Origin of the sequence: Amycolatopsis sp. NPDC058278 (genome assembly GCF_042881395.1) — a bacterium.
Lineage (GTDB): Bacteria > Actinomycetota > Actinomycetes > Mycobacteriales > Pseudonocardiaceae > Amycolatopsis.
The window spans coordinates 89423-110780 of sequence record NZ_JBHVXZ010000003.1; the positions used below are offsets into that span (position 1 = coordinate 89423).

The following is a 21358-nucleotide window of genomic DNA, read 5'->3' on the forward strand; positions in this document are numbered from 1 at the left end:
CCCCGGGACGGGTGGCGTCAGGCCAGCACGACCCGCGCCAGCTCCGCCGGCGTCGCCAGCAGCCCGTGCTTCGGCAGCACCCGGACCGTGTACCCGATCGCCCCCGGCCGCGGCAGCTTCACGCGGGCCGCGAACGCCCCGATCCCGTCGCCGGTCATCGGGACCGTCACCGGGTCGCGGAGCTCGTCGTCGTCGGCCACGCGGCCGACCACCGCCTGGATGTCCACTTCGGACGGGTCGAGGCCGGCCAGGTCGATGCGGGCCCTGATCGTCACCTCGGTGCCCACCACCAGGGGCTCGGTCGCCTCCACCAGCAGCTCCGAGTCGAAGATCCGCAGCCGCGGCCACGACACCTCGAGCTTCGTGCGGTAGTCCGCCAGCGACAGCGCCCCGCGGTAGCCGTCGCCGGTGGCGGCCGCGACCGTGCGGGAGGCCGGCAGGTAGCCGTTCTCCACGTACTCGCGGACCATCCGGGACGCCTGCACCCGCGGGCCGAGCGTCTCCAGCGTGTGCCACACCATCGACAGCCAGCCCGTGGGCACGCCGTCCGGCGAGCGGTCGTAGAACAGCGGCGCGATCTGCTGGCCGAGCAGCTCGTACAGCGCCGCGGCCTCGAGGTCGTCGCGGCGCAGCGGGTCGGCGACGCCGTCGGCGGTCGGGATCGCCCAGCCGTTGCTGCCGTCGTAGCACTCGTCCCACCAGCCGTCGCGGATCGAGAGGTTGAGCCCGCCGTTCAGCGCCGACTTCATCCCCGACGTCCCGCACGCCTCCAGCGGCCGCACCGGGTTGTTCAGCCAGACGTCGCAGCCGCGGTAGAGGTAGCGCGCCATCGACATGTCGTAGTCGGGCAGGAAGACGATGCGGTGCCGCACGTCCGCGCCGTCGACGAACCGGACGATCTGCTGGATCAGCTGCTTGCCGTTTTCGTCGGCCGGGTGCGACTTGCCGGCGACGACGACCTGGATCGGCCGCTGTTCGTGCAGCAGCAGTGTCCGCAGCCGGTCGGGGTCGCGCAGCATCAGCGTCAGCCGCTTGTACGTCGGGACGCGGCGGGCGAACCCGACGGTCAGCACGTCGGGGTCGAAGACCGAGTCCACCCAGCCCAGTTCCAGCGGGGAAGCGCCGCGCTGCAGCCACGCCGCGCGCACCCGGCGCCGCACCTCGTGCACCAGCTTCTCGCGCAGCTCGCGCCGCAGCTCCCACAGCTGGGCGTCGGAGACGCCGTCGCGCAACGGCCCTTCGCCGACGTCGAGGCCCCATTCGCGCCCCAGCAGCGTGCTCAGTTCACGGGCCACCCACGTCGGGCCGTGGACGCCGTTCGTCACCGACGAGATCGGCACCTCGTCGTGGTCGAACCCGGGCCACAGCCGGGAGAACATCTTGCGCGTGACCCGCCCGTGCAGCTGCGAGACGCCGTTCGCGCGCTGCGCCAGCCGCAGGCCCATGTGCGCCATGTTGAACAGGCCGGGGTTGTCCTCGGCGCCGAGCGCGAGCACGCGCCGCGGGTCGATGTCCGGCACCAGGCGCCCGTCGTTGAAGTAGCGCTGCACCAGGTCCACCGGGAACCGGTCGATGCCCGCGCTGACCGGGGTGTGCGTGGTGAACAGCGTCCCGGCGCGGACCGCGGGCATGGCCTCGTCGAACGCGAGCCCGTCGGCCTGGACGATCTCGCGGGCGCGTTCCAAGCCGAGGAAGCCCGCGTGTCCCTCGTTCGTGTGGAACACCATCGGCTGCGGGTGCCCGGTGATCTCGCAGTACTTCCGGACCGCGCGGAACCCGCCGATGCCGGCCAGGATCTCCTGCCGCAGCCGGTGGTCGGCGTCGCCGCCGTAGAGCCGGTCGGTGACGCCGCGCAGGTCTTCGTCGTTGGCCTCGGTGTCGGTGTCGAGCAGCAGCAGCGGCACGCGCCCGACGCGGGCCTGCCAGATCTGCGCGCACAGGTCGCGCCCGCCCGGCATCGCGACGCCGATCAGCACCGGCCGGCCGCCCACGGTCAGCAGTTCCAGTGGGAAGGCGTTCGGGTCGATCACCGGGTAGTGCTCGACCTGCCAGCCGTCGAGCGACAGCGACTGCCGGAAGTAGCCGTTGCGGTAGAGCAGCCCGACGCCGACCATCGGCACGCCCAGGTCGGACGCGGCCTTGAGGTGGTCGCCGGCCAGCACGCCGAGGCCGCCGGAGTAGTTCGGCAGCGCTTCGGTGACGCCGAACTCCATCGAGAAGTAGGCCACCGCCGGCGGCAGTTCGGGGTCGTCGCGCTGCTGGTACCAGCGCGGCTCCGACAGGTACTTCTCCAGGTCGTCGGCCGCTTCGCGCGCCCGGGCGAGGAAGCCGTCGTCGACCGCGAGCTCGTCGAGCCGGGCCGGCGGCAGCGCGGTGAGCATCCGCAGCGGGTCGCGCACGGCGTTGAAGAGCTCGGCGTCCATCGACGCGAACAGGTCGCGCGTCGGCGGGTGCCACGTCCAGCGCAGGTTGGTGGCCAGCGCGCCCAGGCCGGACAGCGAATCCGGGAGGCTGGCGCGGACGGTGAACCGGCGGACTGCACGCATGGGAAGCGACGATATCGGGCCGCGGGCCGCGCTGCGCAGGGAGGAGTTCGGGGATTACGTGCACGCCCCGCGTATGCCCTGGGTATGGTCCTGCCCGTCGGGTACGGGTGGGCACGAGAGCGAGTTGGACAAAGATGATCCCAGGGGGAGGACGGCGGGCGCTGGTCGCGTTGCTGGCCGTCGCGGCGGTCGCCGTGAGCGGGTGCAACAGCAAGGGCGGCGCGAGCGGAGACCCGGCCAAGGACACCGGCGCGGGCTCGGTCTCCGGGCTGCCGGTGACGCACTTCGAGAGCGGCCTCAAGCCGGACGCGCCGACGCCGAGCCTGAACGTCCGCAACGCCGAAGGCGGCGAGGACGACAAGCTCGCCACGGCCGCGATCGACGACGTCCAGACCTACTGGGGCGAAATGCTGCCGGCGAACTTCGGCCAGCAGTTCGAGCCGGTCAAGTCCCTGCTGTCCTACGACGCGCAGACCGACACCGAGAAGACCGGCTGCGGCAGCGTGAAGAAGCTCGTGAACGCGTTCTACTGCCCGGTCGACGACTCGGTGGCGTGGGACCGCGGCGTGCTGCTGCCGATGCTGCGCCAGCGGTTCGGCCCGATGTCGGTGGTCGTGGTGCTCGCGCACGAGTTCGGCCACGCCGTCCAGTACCGGCTCGGCGACAAGGCGGGGATCGCCAAGAACACCCCGACCGTGGTCAAGGAGCAGCAGGCCGACTGCTTCGCCGGCGGCTACTTCCGCTGGGTCGCCGAGGACAAGAGCAAGTACTACCGCGTCTCGACGTCCGAAGGCCTGAACCAGGTGATGGCGTCGATGTTCCTGATCCGCGACCAGGCGGGCACCAGCGCCGCCGACAAGGGCGCGCACGGCACGGCGTTCGACCGCACGTACGCCTTCCAGGCCGGGTTCGAGAAGGGCCCCAAGGAGTGCGCGGGGATGACGACCGACAACGTCAAGGCCCGGCTCACCGAGCGCCCGTTCGACAAGGGCGACCAGGGCAAGGGCGACGCGAAGTTCACCGCGCAGACCGTCGCGCTGCTGAAGAAGAGCCTCGACGAGGCCTTCAAGGGCGCCGGGGTGACCGCGCCCGAGATCACCGACGGCGGCAGCTGCCAGACCACGCCGCCGGCGTCGTACTGCCCGGGCGACAACACCGTCAGCATCGACCTGGCCAAACTCGCCCAGCTGGCCCAGCCGATCGACCGCGACGCCGAGATGAAGGGCGAGGACCCGGGCGGCATGGGTGACTTCGCGGCGTTCTCGGAGGTCGCGGCGCGCTACGCGCTGGGCATCCAGAAGGGCGTCGGCGCGTCGATCGACAACGCGAACGCCGGCCTGCGCACGGCCTGCCTGGTGGGTGCCTGGGCGGCGTTCACCAACCGCCCGGGCGACCTGCGGCTGTCGGCGGGCGACCTCGACGAGGCCATCGCGGACCTGCTGCAGCCGGAGAGCCTGGTGTCCGCGGACGTCAACGGGAAGCGCCCGGACAGCGGTTTCGACCGGGTCGAGGCGCTGCGTCGCGGGTATCTCGAGGGCTCGTCGGTCTGTTCCAAGCAGTACGCCTGAGCGCTTCGTGAAAAGGGCCCCCACTGCGGTGGGGGCCCTTTTTCGCGGCTTCTAGAAGAGGGCGCTCGCGAGGTCGCGGCGGGCCTTCATCACCCGGTCGTCGGCCGGGTCGAACAGGTCGAAGAGGGCCACCAGGTGCTCGCGGACCTTGTTGCGGTCCTCGCCCGCCGTGCGGCGGACCGCGTCGATCAGGCGCTTGAAGCCCGCCTCGACGTTGTTTTCGGCGATCTCCAGGTCGGCCGCGTCGAGCTGGGCCCCCAGGTCCGACGGGTCGGCGTCCGCCTTGGCGCGCGCATCCGGGTCGGCGCTTTCGGCACGGGCGGTGAACTTGACCTGGGCCAGGGCGTTCTTCGCCAGCTCGTTCGCCGGTTCGACGTCGAGGATGCGCTCGTACGCGGCCTGGGCGGCGGCGAAGTCGCCCCGCTCGAAGGCCTCTTCCGCCTCGGTGAAGCGCGGGTCCTCCGGCTCTTCGACCGGGCCGCCGGCCGCCTCCGCGTCGCGGATGCCGGGCAGCTTGTCGCGCAGGGCGTCCAGGAGCGAGGTGATCCACTTGCGGATCTCGGGCTCGGGCAGCGCGCCGGAGAAGGCGTCGACCGGCTGGCCGCCGGCGATCGCGACGATCGTCGGGATGGACTGCGCGCCGAACAGCTGCGCGATCCGCGGGTTGGCGTCGACGTCGACCTTCGCGACGACCCACGCGCCACCGGACTCGGCGGCCATCCGCTCCAGGACCGGGGACAGCTGCTTGCACGGGCCGCACCACTCGGCCCACAGGTCGACGACCACGAGCTGGTGCAGGGACCGCTCCACGACCTCGGCCTGGAAGGTGGCCTCGGTGACATCGATCACGGCCTCGCCCGAGGCCGGCCGCGGGGGCCCATCGCCACCGGCCGGGCCGGCGGGCGGGGCCGGCTGCCGTTGCGCCGCTTCGGCACGGGCCTTGAGCGCGGACAGGTCGACCGCGCCGGAGAGGGCGGCGGACAGGGCCGCTGACTTCGCTGCAGATCCGCGTGGTTGTGTCACGGTTCCATCCTGGCACGCGCACCGGAGAAGTTTCACCGGTCCCCGGCCTGCAACGCCCACGCCGACCGACGGCGGCCCGCGTCGGGAGTTTCGGCACGCGCCTGGTTCGGCTTCGGCCGCCGGGGTTGGGGCTCGGCGGGCGATCTCCGGGGCTCGGGTCAGGCCTCGCCGGGCTCGCCCCCGGCTGAAGCGGCACCGACGGCCCGGGGTTCCGGCTCGGGCAGGCGGCCCCCGGCGGCTGCCCGAGCCGCGCGGAGCGGGTTTCGGCGCACGCCTGGAGTTCGGCGCCGGCGCCGGCCGCCCGGCGCTCCAGCTCGGCGGGCGACCTCCGGGGCTCGGGTCAGGCCTCGCCGGGCTCGCCCCCTGGCCGAAGCAGCACCAGCCGCCCGGCTTCCAGCTCGGCAGGCGACCTCCGGGGCTCGGGCCAGGCCTCGCCGGGCTCGCCCCCTGGCCGAAGCAGCACCAGCCGCCCGGCTTCCAGCTCGGCAGGCGACCTCCGGCGGCTGCCCGAGCCGCGCGGAGTGGGGTTCGGCACCTCCCCGGCCCGTCGCTTGGCAGGACGGCACCGCTGGGGCAGGCTCGGCCGGGTGCACATCCGGCGTGACGTGAAGGTGGGTCTCTCGATCGCCGCCGCCGTTGTCTGGGTCGGGGCGGTGACGCTGCTCATCGTGCACGAACCGGACCCGGGCGCGGCCACGCCGGCCGAGCTGCGCGACCGGCTCGCGTCGGCGCTCTCCGGCCACGACGCCGACGCCTTCGCCGGCCTCCTCGACTACCCCGGCTCGGGCGGGGACGACTTCGCGAAGGACTACGTCTCGGTGCTGGCCGACCGCGGGGTCCACGCCGTGCGCGTGGACCTGGGCCCGGACGCGGCCGCCCCGACCCGCGCGACGGTCTCCGGCGAGCTCGGCGACGGTCAGCCGTTCAGCTACCCGCTGACGGTGACGAGTGAAGACGGCCGCTGGACGGTCGCCTTCACCCCGCCCCTCCCCTGATCGGCCGGTACGTCAGGCGTCGCGCAGGTGGGCTTCGATCCGGTCCACCTTGGCTTCGAGCTGACCGGAGAAGCCCGGCCGGATGTCCGCCTTCAGGACCAGGCCGACGCGGGCCGAACCTTCGCCCGCGGCCTCGACCGCGCGCTTGACGACGTCCATCACCTCGTCCCAGGACTCGCCTTCGATGTTCGTGAACATCGCGTTGGTCGAGTGGGGGAGGCCGGACTCGCGGACGACCTTCACCGCGCGGGCCACGGCTTCGCTCACCCCGCCGTCGGGGTCCCCGCCGGACGGGCTCACGCTGAACGCGACGATCATGCTCGGAAGTCCCTTCTTCGGTGGTCATTTCCGCCAGTCGTGCGACACCCGCCGGTACCCGCTGGTAACTTCGCGTGTCATGAACCGTCCGCTGCCGTTCGACCCGATCGCCCGCGCGGCCCGGATCTGGGAGGACCGCATCGGGCCCTCCGGGACCATGGCCGCGGTGACCGGGGTGATGCGGGTCCAGCAGATCATCCAGTCCGCGGTGGACGGCGCGCTCAAGCCGCACGGCTTGACCTTCGCCCGGTACGAAGCGCTGGTGCTGCTCACCTTCGCCCGCAGCGCCAGCCTGCCGATGCGGGTGATGGGCGAGCGGCTCCAGCTGCACCCCACCAGTGTCACCAACATAGTGGACCGCCTGGAGCGCGACGGGCTGGTGAAGCGGGTCCCGCACCCGACGGACCGCCGCACGACGCTGGTGGAGATCACCGACGAGGGCCGCAAGCGCCGCGAGGCCGCGACCGAAGCCGTCACCGCCATCGACTTCGGGCTGAGCGGGCTGACCGAGCGGCAGACCGAGCAGCTGACGGACCTGCTGACCAAGGTGCGCCGCGCCGCCGGGGACTTCAGCGAGTAAAAGCTCGACAGCAGAAAGGGCCCGCACTCGGAGAGTGCGGGCCCTTTCTCAGCTACTGGGATCAGGCGGCGACGGGTTCCTTCACCTGGAACAGGCCGACACCACCGTGGGACAGCCGCTGCGGGCCGTCGAGCTTGCCGTTGCGCAGCGCCCACTTCTCGAACAGCCACGTGAACAGCGGCGGGATGCTGGCCAGCAGCGCCAGGACCAGCGTCTTCGGGCGCCAGCCGAGCGGCTTCGCCACGGACAGGGAGACGACCAGGTAGAGGACGAAGATCACGCCGTGCACCATGCCGAGGACGGGCACGCCGCCCTCGTGAGAGGAGTGGACGACGTACTTGAGGAACATCCCGACCAGCAGCCCGGCCCAGGAAAGGGCTTCGGCTACTGCGGCCACGCGGAACACTAGAGCGGCCTTGCTGGACACTTCTTCCTCCTGTGGGGTCTCACCACTGTGGTACTGACACGAGCTGTGCAGAAACAAAAGAACGCCCGACGCACCGTCCACGGCGGACTGCCTGTGGACGTCAACGGCGCTGTCGGACGTGCTGATACCCAGTGTGAGGCGTGACGGCGCTCACCGGAACACCGGGGCCCGTGACGATGCTCACGGCCGTGGTCCATTGTGGTCTGAACCACGGCCGCGAGCGTGCGCCGGTTACCCCGCGCAGGGCGAAGCCGGGGCGGACGAAGGTGACGTCCCCCACTTCGCCGTCGCGTCGCCGGTGAGCCCGAAGTCCAGCGTCGTACCGCGCTTCAGCTGGTCCACGTTGACGTACACGCGGTCACTCGGCTTCGAGCCGACCTTCAGCCCCGAGACGTACTGCAGCTTCGAGCCGTCCGCGCCGGGCGCCTTGATCGTGACGTCGCGCCCGTTCTCCAGGTGCAGGACGGACTTCGCGAACCGCGGCGTGTTCAGCACGAAGTTCCCAGTCCCTGGGACAGCGGGGTAGAGCCCGAGCGCGCTGAAGACGTACCAGGCGGACATGGTGCCCAGGTCGTCGTTCCCGGTGACGCCGTTGGGCGCGTTCGTGAACAACGTGTGCGCCGCCCGCACGACCGTCGACGTCTTCGCCGGCTGCCCGGTGAGCGCGTACATCCACGGCGAGTGCAGGTCCGGCTCGTTGTTGGGGTTGTAGCGGAACTGGTCGTAGTAGTCGTACGGGCCGACGACCCAGTTCTCGCGCACCGCCGTCGCCGGGTTCTTCACCAGCTCGTCGTAGGCGAAGAAGTCGTCGAGGCGCTTCCCGGTGGCCGCCGGGCCGCCCATGCGATCGACGAGCCCGGGGACGTCCTGCTGCACGAGCCACTGGTACTGCCAGGCCGTGCCCTCGTGGAAGCCGTCCTGGCTCTGCGGGCTGTAGGGCTTGTCGGCCGGCGAGAACCACGCACCGCCGAGGACCTTCGGCCGGAAGAAGCCCGTGAAGCCGCGGTCGGTCTGCGTTTCGTCCCACAACGTCCGGTAGGTCCGGCCCTTCGCGGCCAACGCCGCCGCGTCGTCCTTCTTGCCGAGCGCGGCCGCCATGACCGAGAGCGAACAGTCACCGAGCGCGTACTCCAAGGTGGCCGAAGCGCCGTGGTTCGGGTCGGTGTCCTGGCCCTTCTTCGGGAAGTCCGGGTCGTACTGGACGAACCCGTCCTCCTGGTAGCTCGCGTTGCCCGAGCGGCCTTGGAACGGCGACGCGGCGGGCGGGATCTCGCGCGAGTTCTGCAACAGGGCCTGGTAGGCGTGCATCTCCTCGCCCGACAACGCTCCGAAACGCCACAGGTCGACCAGGAAGGGCGTGACCGGGTCGCCGGTCATCGTGTTCGTCTCCTGGCTCGCATACGCCCACCTCGGCAGCCAGCCGCCCTGGTCGTGGATGGCCAGGATGCTCTTCGCGATGTCGCGGGCCCGGTCCGGCCGCAGCAGCGCCAGGAGCTGGTTCTGCGTGCGGTAGGTGTCCCACAGCGAGAAGAAATCGTAGTACGTCCAGCCGGCGGCGCGGTGGACCTTCTTGTCGAAGCCGTAGTAGCGGCCGTCGGCGTCGTTCGCCGTCAGCGGCTGCAGCAGCGCGTGGTACAGCGAGGTGTAGAAGACCGTGCGGTCGTCCGGCGTGCCGCCCTTGATGTCCACAGTGGACAACTCATGACGCCAGGTGCGCTGGACGTCGGCCTTGGCCGCGTCGAACGACCGGATGTGCTCCGAGGCCAGGTTCACCCGCGCACCGGCGGCGTCGACCTGGGAGATCGCGGTGGTGGCGGTGACCTGGGCACCGCCTCCGAACGTCAGCCACGCGCCGCGCAGGCCCGCACCGCCTTCGGACGCGCGGGAGCCGGGGGTGCCGCCGGTCGGCGACCAGGTGCCGAACGCCTTGAACGGCTTGTCGAACTTCGTCGTGAAGTACGTCGTGTAGGCCTTGCCGCCGCAGAACGCCTGCGACTCCACGGTGCCCTCGACGGTCCGGTCGTCGACGACGCGGATGCTGCTGCCCGTCACGGGTTCCTTGTCGTTCGCCTGACCGACGTTGACGAAGACGTTGGCATCACCCGGCTTGGCGAACGTGTACCGCTCGACACCGGCCCGGGTCGCCGCGGTCGTCTCGACGTCGACGCCGCCGTAGCCGGTCAGGTGGACCTTGTAGTAGCCCGGCTTCCCCACTTCGCCGTCGTGGGTGAACGGCGAGGCGTACTGCTTCTGGTCGAAAGTGGACGCTTTCGCCGTGTCGAACGCCTTGCCGGGGCCCACTTCCCCGGTTGTCGGCAGGGTCGAGACCAGGCCGCCCTGCTCCCAGCAGCCCGCGCCGGAGAGGAAGAAGTGCCCGAACCCGCGGATCGCGGTGTCGGTGTAGCGGTAGCCCGCGTAGTGCGAGGTGATCGGGCTGACCTGCGTCATGCCGAACGGGGCCGAGGCGCCCGGGAACGTGTTGCCCTCGTCCTGCGTGCCGATGAACGTGTTGACGGCATCGAGCGCGTCACCGCCGGACGCCGATGCGGCGGCGGGACTCACCCCCGTCGCCACCACGGCGAGCGCCAGCGCGCTCACGAGAACCTTGTTCTTCAAAACAGCCCTCCGGAGAACAGGAAAGGCCGCCCGCGGGGTACGCGGGCGGCCTTTCACGGATGGATCGTCACGCGCCGATGCCGATGGCGAACACGTGGAGCGCGCCGCCGCTGACGTTGTCGGGCAGCTTCACGCTGGCCACGGTCTTGCCCGCGGCCAAGGTGATCGGGTTGGTGCCGAACACCATCGTGCGGATCTGCTGCGGGTCGCCGCCCGAAGCGTTGCGGTACGGCGTGGACAGCACGATCCGGTTGCCGAACGCCGGCTGCGCGCCGCCGCCACCGAGGGTCCAGTCGGAGAACCCGATGGTCGCGGTGGACGTCGTGCCGTCGGTGTAGGTGATGGTCAGCGTGCCGGAGGCATTGCCGTTGGACGCCGAGCCGAGCAGCGCCAGCCGCCCGGAACCGCTCACGTTCACCGTCTGGCCGCCGGCGACCACGTTGTCCGGGTCCCCGGCCGGGAACGACGGCCAGGTGAACTTGATCCCGTCACTGGTGACCGTGCCGCCCGGAGTGGCGCCGGCCGCGGCCAGCGCGTCGGCCGAGTAGCTCCAGCCGCCGCCGTCGAAGTTGGCCGCGCCGGAGTTGGCGTCCGGCGAGATGCCGGCGTTGTTCACCGTGGCCAGCCAGCTGTTCGGCTGGGCCACCAGCACGGTCAGGACGGCCTGCGAGGACGCCACGCCCGGCGCCGAGAACGTCACCGGAATGCGGCGGGCGCCGTCGGCCAGCCCGGCCGGAACGCCGACCGTGAGCTCGGCCTGGGCCTTGCCCGCGGCGGGCACCGCGATGCTGCCGGTCGCCGGGGTCAGCGTGATCCCGTCGACGCTGCCCGCGCTGTAGGTCCAGGTCCGGGCGGTGCCGGAAAGGTCCTGGACACCGACCGACGCCTTCGACGTCGACCCCGCGGGCGTCACCGCGCGGGCCGGGTCCACGAAGGACAGGCTCGGCTTCTCCTGCTCGCGGAACGACGGCGGCGCGTCGGCCGTCGCACTGCCCCACGAGGTCGCCGTGGCGGAACGGGTGTAGTCGAGCGTGCCGCCACCGGAGATCAGCGCCTCCGGCAGCCAGGCCTTCGCCGCCGCGCCGCCGTTGACCTTCAGGCTGCCCACGTAGTCGCCGGTGCCCGGCGCGTTGATCGTGATCTTCTTGCCCGCACCGGTGGTGAGCACGGCGTGCTCGAAGCGCGGGGTGACGAGCAGCGTCTCGGCGCGCCCCGGGATCTCCGGGTAGATGCCGAGCGCGGACCACACGTACCAGGCCGACATCTGGCCGAGGTCGTCGTTGCCGATCAGGCCTTCGGGACGCGGGTTGTACAGCTCGTCCATCGAGCGGTGCACGATCCCCTGGGTCTTGGCCGGGGCACCGGCGTACGAGTACACGTACGGCGCGTTGGAGTTCGGCTCGTTGCCCATGAAGGCGTACGGCTCCTGCGTGCCCGCGTTCAGCTGGGTGAAGAAGGTGTCCAGCCGGGACTGCGTCGCGGTGTTCCCGCCGAACGCCGTCACGACGCCGCCGAGGTCGTAGGGCACCATCCATTCGTACTGCGCGCCGTTGCCCTCGACCCAGCCCTGCGAGCTGGCGGGGTCGTAGGTGCCGGAGAACGAGCCGTCCGCGTTGCGCGGCTGCAGGTGCCCGGTGCCCGGGTTGTAGAGGTTCTGCCAGTTCTGCGCGCGCTTCATGAACGTCGTGTACGTCGCGCTGTCGCCGAGCCGCTTCGCGAACTGGGCGATGGAGAAGTCGGCGCTGGTGTATTCCAGGGTGTCCGCGCCCGCGCCCGGCACGTAACCGAGCTTCTGGTAGTCCTCGAGACCCGGCCGCTCGGTGTAGCCCTGCGTCGGCTGGGTGGCACCCTTGATCATGAGCAGCAACGCCTTCTGGGCGTCGAAGTCCCGGGCGCCGAACGCGTACGCGCTCGACACGATGATGTGGTACGGGTCGCCGTTCATGACGCCGGTGTAGTCGTTGGCCACCGTCCAGCGGTCCCACGAGCCGCCCTGCTCGGCGTAGGCCATCATCGACCGGACGATGTCCGAGGTCTCCTTCGGCGCGATCGTCGCCAGCAGCGGGACCTCCGAACGGTAGATGTCCCAGCCGGAGAAGTTCGTGTACATGGCGTGGCCCTTGTCGGCCGTGTGGATTCGCCCGTCGAAGCCGGGGTACTGGCCGTTGACGTCGGAGAACACGTTCGGCTGGATCAGCGAGTGGTACAGCGAGGTGTAGAACGTCGTCAGGTCGGCGTCCGAGCCGCCGGTGACGGCGATCTTGCCCAGCTGCGCGTTCCACGCCTTGCGCGCGCCCGCCGCGATGGTGTCGAACGACTTGCCGGTGTTCTCCGCCTTCAGATTGGCTTTCGCGCCGTCGACGGACACAAAGGACAGTCCGACCTGGACGTTCACCTGGGCGCCGTTGAGGTTGGCGAAGGTGACGTACCCGCCGCTGCCCGGGCCGCTGACGGTGGTGTTCTGCGGTGCGGCCTTGGCCGGGCGCGCGATCGAGGCGTCGACGCCGTTGGGCTGCGCGACCTTCGCCTTGGCCCCACCGGTCTCGGCGGCCTTGTTCGGCGTGACGGCACCGTTCTTCCAGGTGCCGATCGACGCGAACGGCGTGTCGAACTTGGCCGAGAAGTAGACGCGGTAGCTGTTGCGCGCGCCGCAGAAGCGGCCGCTCGTGGCCCAGCCGCTGATGGTGTCCTTGCCGATGGTGATGGACGCGTCATCGGTGCCGTTGACCGAGCCGGAGGTGTTGACCAGCAGGGTCGAGGACGCGCCGGCCGGGTAGGTCAGCCGCGCCGAGCCGGTGCGCTGGGTCGCGCTGAGCTCGACCTTCGCACCGCTGTCGAGGGTGACGTCGTACGCGCCCGCCGTCGCGTGTTCGTTCGTGTGCGAGAACTTCGACGTGTAGTGGGCCGGGTCGGTCGCCGGGGAGGTCGTCACTTCACCGACGTACGGGATGAACGGGACGTCCTGGTAGGTCGAACAGCCCGCGCCGGACAGGTGCGTCAGGCTGAACCCGGTCAGGGCGTTGTCGTCGTAGAAGTAGCCGCCGGGCTGGGATTTCACCGTGTCCGGGCTCCACTGGACCATGCCGAACGGCGCGACCGCGCCCGGGAACGTGTTGCCGGCACCGCCCCCGGTGCCGTGGTCGGCCCCGCCGGGCCGGGTGCCCACGAAGGGGTTGACCCACTTCGCGTAATCGGTGCTGGTAGCAGCCGCGGCGGGGACAGCGGGAGCCACCGCTGCCGTCACCGCCAGGGTCAGGAAGGCCACCACACCGGCGAAGCCGGTTCGGGGGGTCTGGGGGGTCGTCCCCCCAGGAATGTCACAGTCGGCTCTGAAGCGCGCTCGCGCCATTGCCATCGCCTCTCCACCTCATCAGCGCGACCGGAAAACGGTGCCATGACAACCTTGTCGCGCAGTCGGTCGAACCCGGCCACCTTGGGCAGCGGCTCACCAGGCAGTCAAGCGTGTGGTCAAGACCTGTCCACTTCCGGACAGCGCCGTCAGCCGTCTGTCCTACGCCGTCGGTAGCCGAATCGGCACAATCCACGCGACAGGCGTTGACAAGCACCAGGGGCGTGGCGTTCAATCCCCGTCACTATGACAACGTTGTCTCCTCTCGGCCGGGATCGGGACGGCAGCACGCGCACCGCGAGCAGGCGGGCCACGATGAGCGACGTGGCCCGGCTGGCGGGCGTGAGCATCAAGACCGTCTCGCGCGTGGTCAACGACGAACCGGCGGTGCACCCCGACACCGCCGAGCGGGTCATGGCGGCCATCGAGCAGCTGGGGTTCCGGCGCAACCTGGGCGCGCGGAACCTGCGCCGCGGGTCCACGACCGGCACCATCGGGCTGATCGTCGAGGACGTCGGCAACCCCTTCTACTCCGAGCTGAACCGCGCGGTCGAGCGCATCGCGACGTCGTTCGGGCGCCAGGTGCTCACCGGCTCGTCCGAGGAGAACTCCGACCGCGAGCGCGAGCTCGTCCTGGAGTTCTGCGCGCGGCGGGTGGACGGCATCCTCGTCGTCCCGGCCGGTCTCCAGCACGGCTACCTGGTGCCGGAGATGCGCGCGGGCACGCCGGTGGTGTTCATCGACCGGCCGGCCGGCGACATCGTGGCCGACACCGTGCTGGTGGACAACCTCGGCGGCACCATCGAAGCCGTCACGCACCTGGCGCAGCACGGGCACCGGCGGATCGCGTTCCTCGGCGACAGCCCGGACATCTTCACCGCGGCCGAGCGCCTGCGTGGGTTCCGCGAGGGCTGCGTGCGCAACGGGATCTCCTACGACGAGTCGCTGGTTTCGATGGGGACACCGACGCCGGACGCCGTCGGCAACGCCGTCAAGCGGCTGCTCGACGGCCCGGACGCGGCCACGGCGGTGATCGCGGGCAACAACCGGATCGCCGTGCACCTCCTGCGCGCCCTCGCGCACGCCGAGCACCGCCCGGCGATGGTGGGGTTCGACGACTTCGAGCTGGCGGACTTGCTGAACCCGCCGGTCACCGTGGTCGCGCACGACGTCAGCGCACTGGGCCACGCCGCGGCCGAGCTGCTCTTCGCCCGCGTCCAAGGAGATCAGTCCCCGCCGAGAAAGGTAGTCCTGCCCGTGCATCTCGTCGCCCGTGGTTCCGGTGAGGTCGCCCCGTGACCCTCGAACCGATCCGGCTCCCCGCCAACCAGCCGCCGCAGTTCTACCGCGGCGGCGACGCCATCGCGGCGCTGCGCGGCGCGTCGTCGGACAAGAAGTTCGGCCCGGAGGACTGGGTCGCCTCGGTGAGCACCATGTTCGGCCAGGAGACCAACGGCCTCACCCGCCTCCCGGACGGCGCCTGGCTGCGCGACGCCGTCGAGGCGAACGCGAACGGCTGGCTCGGCGCGAAGCACGTCGAGGCGCTCGGGACGTCGACCGGGCTGCTGGTGAAGCTCCTCGACGCGGGCCAGCGGCTCCCGGTGCACTTCCACCCCGACGACACGTTCGCCAAGCGGCACTTCGACTCGCACTTCGGCAAGACCGAGGCGTGGATCGTCGTCGGCACCTACGGCGACGACCCGCGCGTCTACCCGGGCTTCAAGGAGACGCTGTCGAAGGCGACGGTGTCCGAGTGGACGCGCGAGCAGGACGTCCCTTCCATGCTGGGCGCGCTGAACAGCATCCCGGTGTCCGCCGGCGACACGGTCTACATCCCGGCCGGGCTGCCGCACGCGATCGGCGAAGGCGTCTTCGTCGTCGAACTGCAGCAGCCGACGGACTTCTCGCTCACCATCGAATGGCGCGACTTCCTCGCGTCGCCGGAAAAGGGCCACCTCGGCCTCGGCTTCGACACCGCCATCGAGGCGCTGGACACCTCGGGCTGGGACGCCGACCGGCTGGACACGATCATCAAGCGCACCGCGGGCGACAGCTCGTCCACCGTGGACCTCCTGGCCGGCGGCTCTGAACGGTTCTTCCGAGCCGAACAGCTGCGCACCGACGAGCTGACAACGTTGTCACTCGATCTGTCGTTCGCGGTCCTCGTCGTCCTCGACGGCGAAGGCACCCTGCGGACCGAGCACGGCGGCGAGCACGCGCTGGCGAAGGGCGACACCTACGTCGTCCCGTTCGACGCCGGCCAGACCGAGCTGTCCGGCACGGCGACGGTGATCCGCTGCCGGCCACCGGCGCCGGAAGAGAGGCACGGATGAGCGAAATCCTCCTGGACGCGGTCGACCTGACCAAGCACTACGGGTCGGTCGAAGCCCTGCGCGGCGCGTCGTTCCAGGCCCGCGCGGGCGAGGTGACGGCCCTGATCGGCGACAACGGCGCCGGCAAGTCCACGTTGGTCAAGTGCCTCTCGGGTGCCGAGCAGCCGACGTCGGGGAAGATCCTCCTCGACGGCGCCGAGACGCACTTCGACTCGCCGACCACGGCGCGGCGGCTGGGCATCGAGACCGTCTACCAGGACCTCGCGGTCGCGCCCGAACTCGATCCGGCGGCCAACCTGTTCCTCGGCCGCGAGATCCACCGCAAGGGCATCCTCGGCAAGCTCGGGATGCTGGACAAGAACGAGATGCGGCGCCAGGCGATCGAGGAGTTCCAGCGCCTCGGCGTGACGCTGCAGAGCACCGACGTCCCGATCGGCTCGCTGTCCGGCGGGCAGCGGCAGAGCGTCGCCGTGGCGCGCTCGGTCGTGTGGGCGTCGAAGGTCGTGTTCATGGACGAGCCGACGGCCGCACTGGGCGTCGTGCAGCGCGAACGCGTCCTCGACGTCATCAAGAAGGTGCGTGACAAGGGCATCGCCGTGGTGCTGATCAGCCACAACATGCCCGAGGTGCTGTCGGTCGCCGACCGCGTCGAGGTGCTGCGGCTCGGCAAGCGCGTCGCCCGCTTCACCGGGCAGGACACGAAGCTCGAAGACCTCGTCGCCGCGATGACCGGCGCACTCGTGCAGGAGGAGGCGGCATGAGCGTGTCGACGCCCCCGAAGAAGGACATCCAGGAGTCCCCCGAAGCGGGCTTCGGCAAGCGGCCGCTGGGCAAGCGCCTGATCGAGGCCAACACGTTCTGGATCGGGCTGGTCCTGCTGGCGCTGGTCATCCTGTTCAGCGTGATCGCGCCGGACAGCTTCCCGACGCTGTTCACCTTCCAGACGCTGTTCATCGAGTCGTCGGTCCTGCTGATCCTGTCGGTCGGCATGACGTTCGTGATCATCACCTCGGGCATCGACCTCTCGGTCGGTTCGGTGCTGATCCTCGCGGGCATGGTCGCGGGCAAGGTGATGGAGGCGATGTCCGGCGGCGACGCGTCGAAAGCGGGCTGGGGCGTCATCCTCGTCGGGTTCGTCGTCGCCGTGGTCACCGGCACGATCTGGGGCGTGATCAACGGCGTCCTCGTGGCGAAGGCGAAGATCCCGGCGCTGATCGTCACGCTCGGCACGATGGGCGCCGCGCTGGCCACCGCGTACCTGCTGAACGGCGGCTCGGACCTGCGCACCGTGCCGGCGGAGCTCACCAAGACCCTGGGCTACGGCACGTCCTTCGGCATCGTGCCCAACCTGGTGATCGTGGCCATCGTGATCACCGTGATCGGCGCGTGGCTGCTGCGGACGACGAAGTTCGGTAGGTACACGTTCGCGGTCGGTTCCAACGCCGAGGGTGCGCGGCGCGCGGGCATCGGCGTCACCGCGCACCTGCTGAAGGTGTACACGCTGACCGGTTTCCTGGCCGGGATCGCCGGGTTCCTCTCGCTGGCCTACTACAACTCGACCACCATCTCCGGGCACACCACCGACAACCTCAACGCCATCGCCGCGGTCGTGATGGGCGGGACGAGCCTCTTCGGCGGCGTCGGCACGATCCTGGGCACGGTGATCGGGGTGTTCATCCCCGCGGTGCTGCGCAAGGGCTTCAACATCATCCACGTCCAGGACTTCTGGCAGATGTTCATCGTGAGCTGGGTCTTGGTCGCCGCGGTCTGGTTCGACCAGCGCCGCCGCCGTCGCCGCAACTCCCGCTGAGTTCCCCCCGAGTACAAAGAGGTGCTTATGAAACTGACCAAGACTCTCACCACCATGGGTGCCGTGGTCTCCGCCGCCGCCCTGCTCACCGCGTGCGGGTCCGGCACCGTCGGGCAGACCGGGTCCGGTGACTCCGCCCAGCCGACCGGCGGCAAGAAGCTGGCGCTGATCCCGGGCGTGCAGGCCGAGCCGTTCTACATCTCGCTGCAGTGCGGCGCGCAAGCCGCGGCGGAGAAGCTCGGCTACGAGCTGACCACCCAGGCGCCGCAGAAGTTCGACGCTCCCCTGCAGACCCAGCTGGTCAACGCGCTCGGCGCGAACCCGCCGGCGGCGCTGCTGATCGCCCCGACCGACGACACCGCGATGCTGGCCCCGATCCAGCAGGTGAAGGCGCGCGGCACGAAGATCGTCGAGGTCGACACCGCGCTGAAGGACACCGGCGTCGCCGTGTCGTCCGTTTCCTCGGACAACACCGCGGGCGGCAAGCTCGCCGCCCAGACGATGGCGAAGCTCGCGGCCGGCAAGAGCGGCTCGGTCCTGGTGCTCGACACGATCGCGGGCACGTCCACGACCGCCGCGCGCGCCAAGGGCTTCGAGGACGAGCTGAAGAACACGCCGAACCTGAAGTCGCTCGGCGTCCAGTTCACCCAGAACGAGCCGGAGCAGGCCGCGGCCAAGGTGACCGCGGCGCTCTCGTCGACCCCGGACCTCATCGGCGTCTTCGCGACCAACCTGAACACCGGGGAGGGCGCGGCGACCGGCCTGCGCAACGCGGGCAAGGTCGGCGCGGTCAACCTGATCGGCTTCGACGCGAGCCCGTCCGAGGTCGAAGGCCTCAAGAGCGGCCAGTACCAGGCCCTGATCGCCCAGGACCCGGCCTCGATCGGCACCCAGGGCGTCCAGCAGGCGGTCGCGGCCATCGAGGGCAAGACGGTGACGCGCAACCTCACCGCGCAGCTGCACTCGATCACCAAGGCCGACATGGACGCCAACTCGCAGTACTTCTACAAGCAGAGCTGCTGACCCGTCCGTCAGGGTCCTGTGGGTGGTGCGCGCACCGCTCGCAGGACCCTGACCAGTGTTTTCACCAGCGGCGAACGCCCCTGCCGGTTACCGCGGTGGGGGAACCGCTCACCGCACCGCCCGTTTCCCCGAAGGGGTGTTCCGCGTCACACTCACCTGCACATGCATTTGCACTCCCGGATGCATGATCGCAGGGAGGGTGCGATGAAGTACGAGCGGCCGGCTTTGCACCGGACGATCTTCGCCGTGGACGTCGAGGGCTACGGCGACCAGCGCCGGACCACGCCACACCGGCTGGCGTTGCGCGAAGGGCTGTACCGCGCGCTCTGCCGGGCGTTCGACGACGCCGGTGTCCCGTGGGCGGCCTGCCGGCGGGAGGACTGCGGCGACGGCGTCTTCGTCCTCGTCCCGCCGGAGATCCCGAAGGGGCTCTTCGTCGAGTTCCTGCCCGCCGCGCTCGCCGTCGCGCTGCACCGGCACAACCGCACGCACCACCCCGGGGCCCGGATCCGGCTCCGGATGGCGCTGCACGCGGGCGAGATCGCCTACGACGACCACGGCGTCACCGCGCCCGCGATCAACCAGACGTTCCGGCTGCTGGAGGCCACGCCGCTGAAGGAGGCGCTCAAGGCCTCGCGCGGCGTGCTGGCGCTGATCACGTCGGCGTGGTTCTTCGACGAGGTCGTCCGGCACAGCGACGGTCTCGACCCGACGACGTTCCGGCCGGTGCCGGTGGCGATCAAGGAAACCCGCACGACCGGGTGGATCTCGCTGCCGGACCGGCCGTACCCGGCGAACTCGAGCCTGCTGGGCAACGTGACGGCGATCGACCACTACCGGACCTGGCGCCGCTTCCGCCGCCACGCCCAGGTGCTGGCCGACCGCGACGGGCCCGCGTAGCCGTAGGATCTACTGCCCTGGACACCGCCGCCGAGGGGAGGCCCGATCGTGCACCTGCGCCCGGCGTCCCGCGCCGACCCGCTGCCGGTGCTCGCCGCCGCCCGCCGCATCACCGACGACCTGCGCGACGGCCTGACCGGGATGCCCGCCCGCCGCGCCGCGCACCGCCTGCGCCGGCTCTTCGGCTTCCCGGGGCTCGGTCTCGCCGACCTGTCCGGTTCCCTGATGTGGTCGGGACGGCCCGGGCCGGACGCGGTCGTCGCGCGCGTGCTCGACGGTGTGCTCCACAGCGAAGAACCCGGCTCGGCACCGGACGTCCTGGTGCTGCCGCTGCACGTCCGCGACGAGCTGGCCGGGGCACTGCTGGTCGTCGGGGAGGTCCGGGACGCGGTCGCGGCCCAGGCCGCCGACCTCGTCGTGCAGGCCATGGAACGCGGGCGGCTCGAGGCTTCGGCGGAACAGGCGGCGCAGGCCGAACTGCGGGCGCTGCGGGCGGAGATGTCGCCGCACTTCGTCTACAACGCCCTGACCGTGATCGCGTCGCTGGTGCGTTCGGATCCCGACCGCGCCCGCGACCTCATGCTCGACTTCGCCGACTACACGCGCTACAGCCTGGCTCGCCACGGCGAGTACACCGTCGTCGCCGAGGAGTTCCGCGCGATCGAGACGTACCTGGCGCTGCAGAAGGCGGTGCTCGGCGAGCGGTTGCGCGTCCAGGTGCGGGTCGCGCCGGAGATCCTCGCCGTCGCCGTGCCGTACCTCGTGCTGGAGCCGCTGGTGGAGAACGCGATCCGGCACGGCATCGAGCCGCGGTCGGGCACCGGGCAGGTCCACGTGCACGGCCAGGCGGAAGGGAACGACTGCGTGATCTTCGTCGAGGACGACGGGGTCGGCATGGACCCGAAACGGGCCGCGGACCTCCTGGCCGGGCGCACCGGCGAGGACGACCCGGCGGGCCTCGGGCTGGCCAATGTGGACAGACGGCTGCGGGACGTCTACGGCCCCTGGTACGGCCTCACCGTCGAAACCGAGGTCGGCGCGGGCACGAGGGTGATCGTGCGGGTGCCGCGGTTCCAGCCGGGGGTGCTGCCGTGAGCGGGCTCCGGGTGCTGGCCGTCGACGACCTGCCGCCCGCGCTGGACGAGTTGTGCCGCATGCTGCGCGAAGCGCCCGAAGTCGGCGAAGTCGTCGGCGCGGCTGACGCGCTGAAGGCGTTGAGGCTGCTTCAGGCCGACCGCTTCGACGCGGTGTTCCTCGACATCTCGATGCCGGGCCTCGACGGCTTGGAGCTGGCGTCGCTGCTGGCGAAGCTGAGCGAGCCACCGGTGATCGTGTTCGTCACCGCGCACGACGGGCACGCGGTCACGGCGTACGGCATCGGCGCGGTCGACTACCTGCTCAAGCCGGTCCGCACCGAACGGCTGTCCGCGGCGCTGGCGAAGGTGCTGCGGATGGCGACTCCGGGGTCCCGGCCGACCCCGGACGCGATGGCGGCGCTCCCGGTCGAGTCGGGCGGGCGGACCCGCTACGTCCGCCGTGACGACGTCCTGTTCGTCGAGGCCCACGGCGACTACGTCCGCCTGCACACGCGCGGCGGGGTCCACCTGGTGCGGATGCCGATCTCGCGGCTGGAGGAGTACTGGGAGGGCACGGGGTTCAGCCGCGTCCACCGGGGTTTCCTGCTGGCGGTGGGGGCGGTCCTGGAGCTGCGCAGCGACACGGCGGGCGGGTTGCTGGCCCACACGGAGGCGGGGGACGTCCCGGTCAGCCGGCGCCACGCGCGAGACCTGCGCGACCGGCTGCTGGAAGCGGCGCAGCGCGGCCAGCTCGGATCGGACTCGCGATGAGAGACCGCCTCCGGCCGGGCCCG

Annotated in this window: 17 protein-coding genes; 11 read left to right on the top strand and 6 right to left on the bottom strand. The window is 71.0% G+C overall.

Annotated elements, in window-relative coordinates:
• Positions 1-17: 17 nt before the first annotated feature.
• Positions 18-2546, bottom strand: coding sequence for an alpha-glucan family phosphorylase (gene glgP, locus ACFVYA_RS02330; protein WP_285988923.1), 2529 nt, complete (start codon positions 2544-2546; stop codon positions 18-20).
• A 134-nt stretch (positions 2547-2680) separates the two neighbouring features.
• Between glgP and ACFVYA_RS02335 the strand changes: the two genes are divergently transcribed.
• Complete coding sequence (locus tag ACFVYA_RS02335) at positions 2681-4114, top strand: neutral zinc metallopeptidase (RefSeq protein WP_387041435.1); 1434 nt, start codon at positions 2681-2683, stop codon at positions 4112-4114.
• Between the two features lie 51 nt (positions 4115-4165).
• Here ACFVYA_RS02335 and ACFVYA_RS02340 read toward each other — a convergent pair whose 3' ends face one another.
• Positions 4166-5137 carry a tetratricopeptide repeat protein gene (locus ACFVYA_RS02340; protein WP_285988921.1) on the bottom strand — a complete coding sequence of 324 codons (972 nt, stop codon included), beginning with the start codon at positions 5135-5137 and terminating at the stop codon, positions 4166-4168.
• A 587-nt stretch (positions 5138-5724) separates the two neighbouring features.
• Between ACFVYA_RS02340 and ACFVYA_RS02345 the strand changes: the two genes are divergently transcribed.
• Complete coding sequence (locus ACFVYA_RS02345) at positions 5725-6132, top strand: hypothetical protein (protein ID WP_285988920.1); 408 nt, start codon at positions 5725-5727, stop codon at positions 6130-6132.
• A gap of 12 nt (positions 6133-6144) precedes the next feature.
• Here ACFVYA_RS02345 and ACFVYA_RS02350 read toward each other — a convergent pair whose 3' ends face one another.
• A complete protein-coding gene (locus ACFVYA_RS02350) occupies positions 6145-6450 on the bottom strand; it encodes an MTH1187 family thiamine-binding protein (protein ID WP_387041439.1) in 306 nt (101 codons plus the stop codon).
• A 79-nt stretch (positions 6451-6529) separates the two neighbouring features.
• Here ACFVYA_RS02350 and ACFVYA_RS02355 point away from each other — a divergent pair, with 79 nt between their 5' ends.
• Positions 6530-7030 carry a MarR family winged helix-turn-helix transcriptional regulator gene (locus ACFVYA_RS02355; protein WP_004562932.1) on the top strand — a complete coding sequence of 167 codons (501 nt, stop codon included), beginning with the start codon at positions 6530-6532 and terminating at the stop codon, positions 7028-7030.
• A gap of 61 nt (positions 7031-7091) precedes the next feature.
• On the opposite strand, the gene ACFVYA_RS02360 is transcribed toward ACFVYA_RS02355, so the two are convergent.
• The 3 genes from ACFVYA_RS02360 to ACFVYA_RS02370 form a co-directional block, all read right to left on the bottom strand.
• The gene (locus ACFVYA_RS02360; protein WP_093950657.1) at positions 7092-7457 is read right to left on the bottom strand and encodes a DUF3817 domain-containing protein; all 366 of its coding nucleotides are present in this window, start codon (positions 7455-7457) and stop codon (positions 7092-7094) included.
• 231 nt (positions 7458-7688) lie between these two features.
• Entirely contained in the window at positions 7689-10073 is a 2385-nt protein-coding gene (locus ACFVYA_RS02365) for a GH92 family glycosyl hydrolase (protein ID WP_387041442.1), read from the bottom strand.
• A gap of 67 nt (positions 10074-10140) precedes the next feature.
• Positions 10141-13338 carry a GH92 family glycosyl hydrolase gene (locus ACFVYA_RS02370; protein ID WP_387041445.1) on the bottom strand — a complete coding sequence of 1066 codons (3198 nt, stop codon included), beginning with the start codon at positions 13336-13338 and terminating at the stop codon, positions 10141-10143.
• Between the two features lie 399 nt (positions 13339-13737).
• On the opposite strand from ACFVYA_RS02370, the gene ACFVYA_RS02375 reads away from it, so the two are divergent.
• The 8 genes from ACFVYA_RS02375 (at position 13738) to ACFVYA_RS02410 (ending at position 21335) form a co-directional block, all read left to right on the top strand.
• The gene (locus ACFVYA_RS02375) at positions 13738-14721 is read left to right on the top strand and encodes a LacI family DNA-binding transcriptional regulator (RefSeq protein ID WP_285988917.1); all 984 of its coding nucleotides are present in this window, start codon (positions 13738-13740) and stop codon (positions 14719-14721) included.
• On the top strand, positions 14718-15755 hold the full coding sequence (locus tag ACFVYA_RS02380; RefSeq protein ID WP_387041448.1) for a class I mannose-6-phosphate isomerase: 1038 nt from the start codon (positions 14718-14720) through the stop codon (positions 15753-15755). Before ACFVYA_RS02375 ends, ACFVYA_RS02380 begins: the two co-directional genes overlap by 4 nt.
• Entirely contained in the window at positions 15752-16516 is a 765-nt protein-coding gene (locus ACFVYA_RS02385; protein WP_387041450.1) for an ATP-binding cassette domain-containing protein, read from the top strand. The genes ACFVYA_RS02380 and ACFVYA_RS02385 overlap by 4 nt, the downstream gene beginning before the upstream one ends.
• Complete coding sequence (locus ACFVYA_RS02390) at positions 16513-17565, top strand: ABC transporter permease (protein WP_387041453.1); 1053 nt, start codon at positions 16513-16515, stop codon at positions 17563-17565. Before ACFVYA_RS02385 ends, ACFVYA_RS02390 begins: the two co-directional genes overlap by 4 nt.
• Before the next feature lie 27 nt (positions 17566-17592).
• Positions 17593-18588, top strand: a complete 996-nt coding sequence (locus tag ACFVYA_RS02395) for an ABC transporter substrate-binding protein (RefSeq protein ID WP_387041456.1) — start codon at positions 17593-17595, stop codon at positions 18586-18588.
• Between the two features lie 204 nt (positions 18589-18792).
• Positions 18793-19488, top strand: coding sequence for a hypothetical protein (locus ACFVYA_RS02400; RefSeq protein ID WP_387041459.1), 696 nt, complete (start codon positions 18793-18795; stop codon positions 19486-19488).
• 48 nt (positions 19489-19536) lie between these two features.
• Positions 19537-20583, top strand: coding sequence for a sensor histidine kinase (locus ACFVYA_RS02405; protein ID WP_285988911.1), 1047 nt, complete (start codon positions 19537-19539; stop codon positions 20581-20583).
• Entirely contained in the window at positions 20580-21335 is a 756-nt protein-coding gene (locus tag ACFVYA_RS02410) for a LytTR family DNA-binding domain-containing protein (protein ID WP_285988910.1), read from the top strand. The genes ACFVYA_RS02405 and ACFVYA_RS02410 overlap by 4 nt, the downstream gene beginning before the upstream one ends.
• Positions 21336-21358 lie beyond the last annotated feature (23 nt).

Bases quoted from the DNA above. Each gene is read 5' to 3' on its own strand.
- ACFVYA_RS02375 (WP_285988917.1), top strand. From the start codon at position 13,738: ATGAGCGACGTGGCCCGGCTGGCGGGCGTGAGCATCAAGACCGTCTCG.
- ACFVYA_RS02390 (WP_387041453.1), top strand. From the start codon at position 16,513: ATGAGCGTGTCGACGCCCCCGAAGAAGGACATCCAGGAGTCCCCCGAA.
- ACFVYA_RS02385 (WP_387041450.1), top strand. From the start codon at position 15,752: ATGAGCGAAATCCTCCTGGACGCGGTCGACCTGACCAAGCACTACGGG.
- ACFVYA_RS02395 (WP_387041456.1), top strand. From the start codon at position 17,593: ATGAAACTGACCAAGACTCTCACCACCATGGGTGCCGTGGTCTCCGCC.
- ACFVYA_RS02335 (WP_387041435.1), top strand. From the start codon at position 2,681: ATGATCCCAGGGGGAGGACGGCGGGCGCTGGTCGCGTTGCTGGCCGTC.
- glgP (WP_285988923.1), bottom strand. From the start codon at position 2,546: ATGCGTGCAGTCCGCCGGTTCACCGTCCGCGCCAGCCTCCCGGATTCG.
- ACFVYA_RS02400 (WP_387041459.1), top strand. From the start codon at position 18,793: ATGAAGTACGAGCGGCCGGCTTTGCACCGGACGATCTTCGCCGTGGAC.
- ACFVYA_RS02350 (WP_387041439.1), bottom strand. From the start codon at position 6,450: ATGATCGTCGCGTTCAGCGTGAGCCCGTCCGGCGGGGACCCCGACGGC.
- ACFVYA_RS02355 (WP_004562932.1), top strand. From the start codon at position 6,530: ATGAACCGTCCGCTGCCGTTCGACCCGATCGCCCGCGCGGCCCGGATC.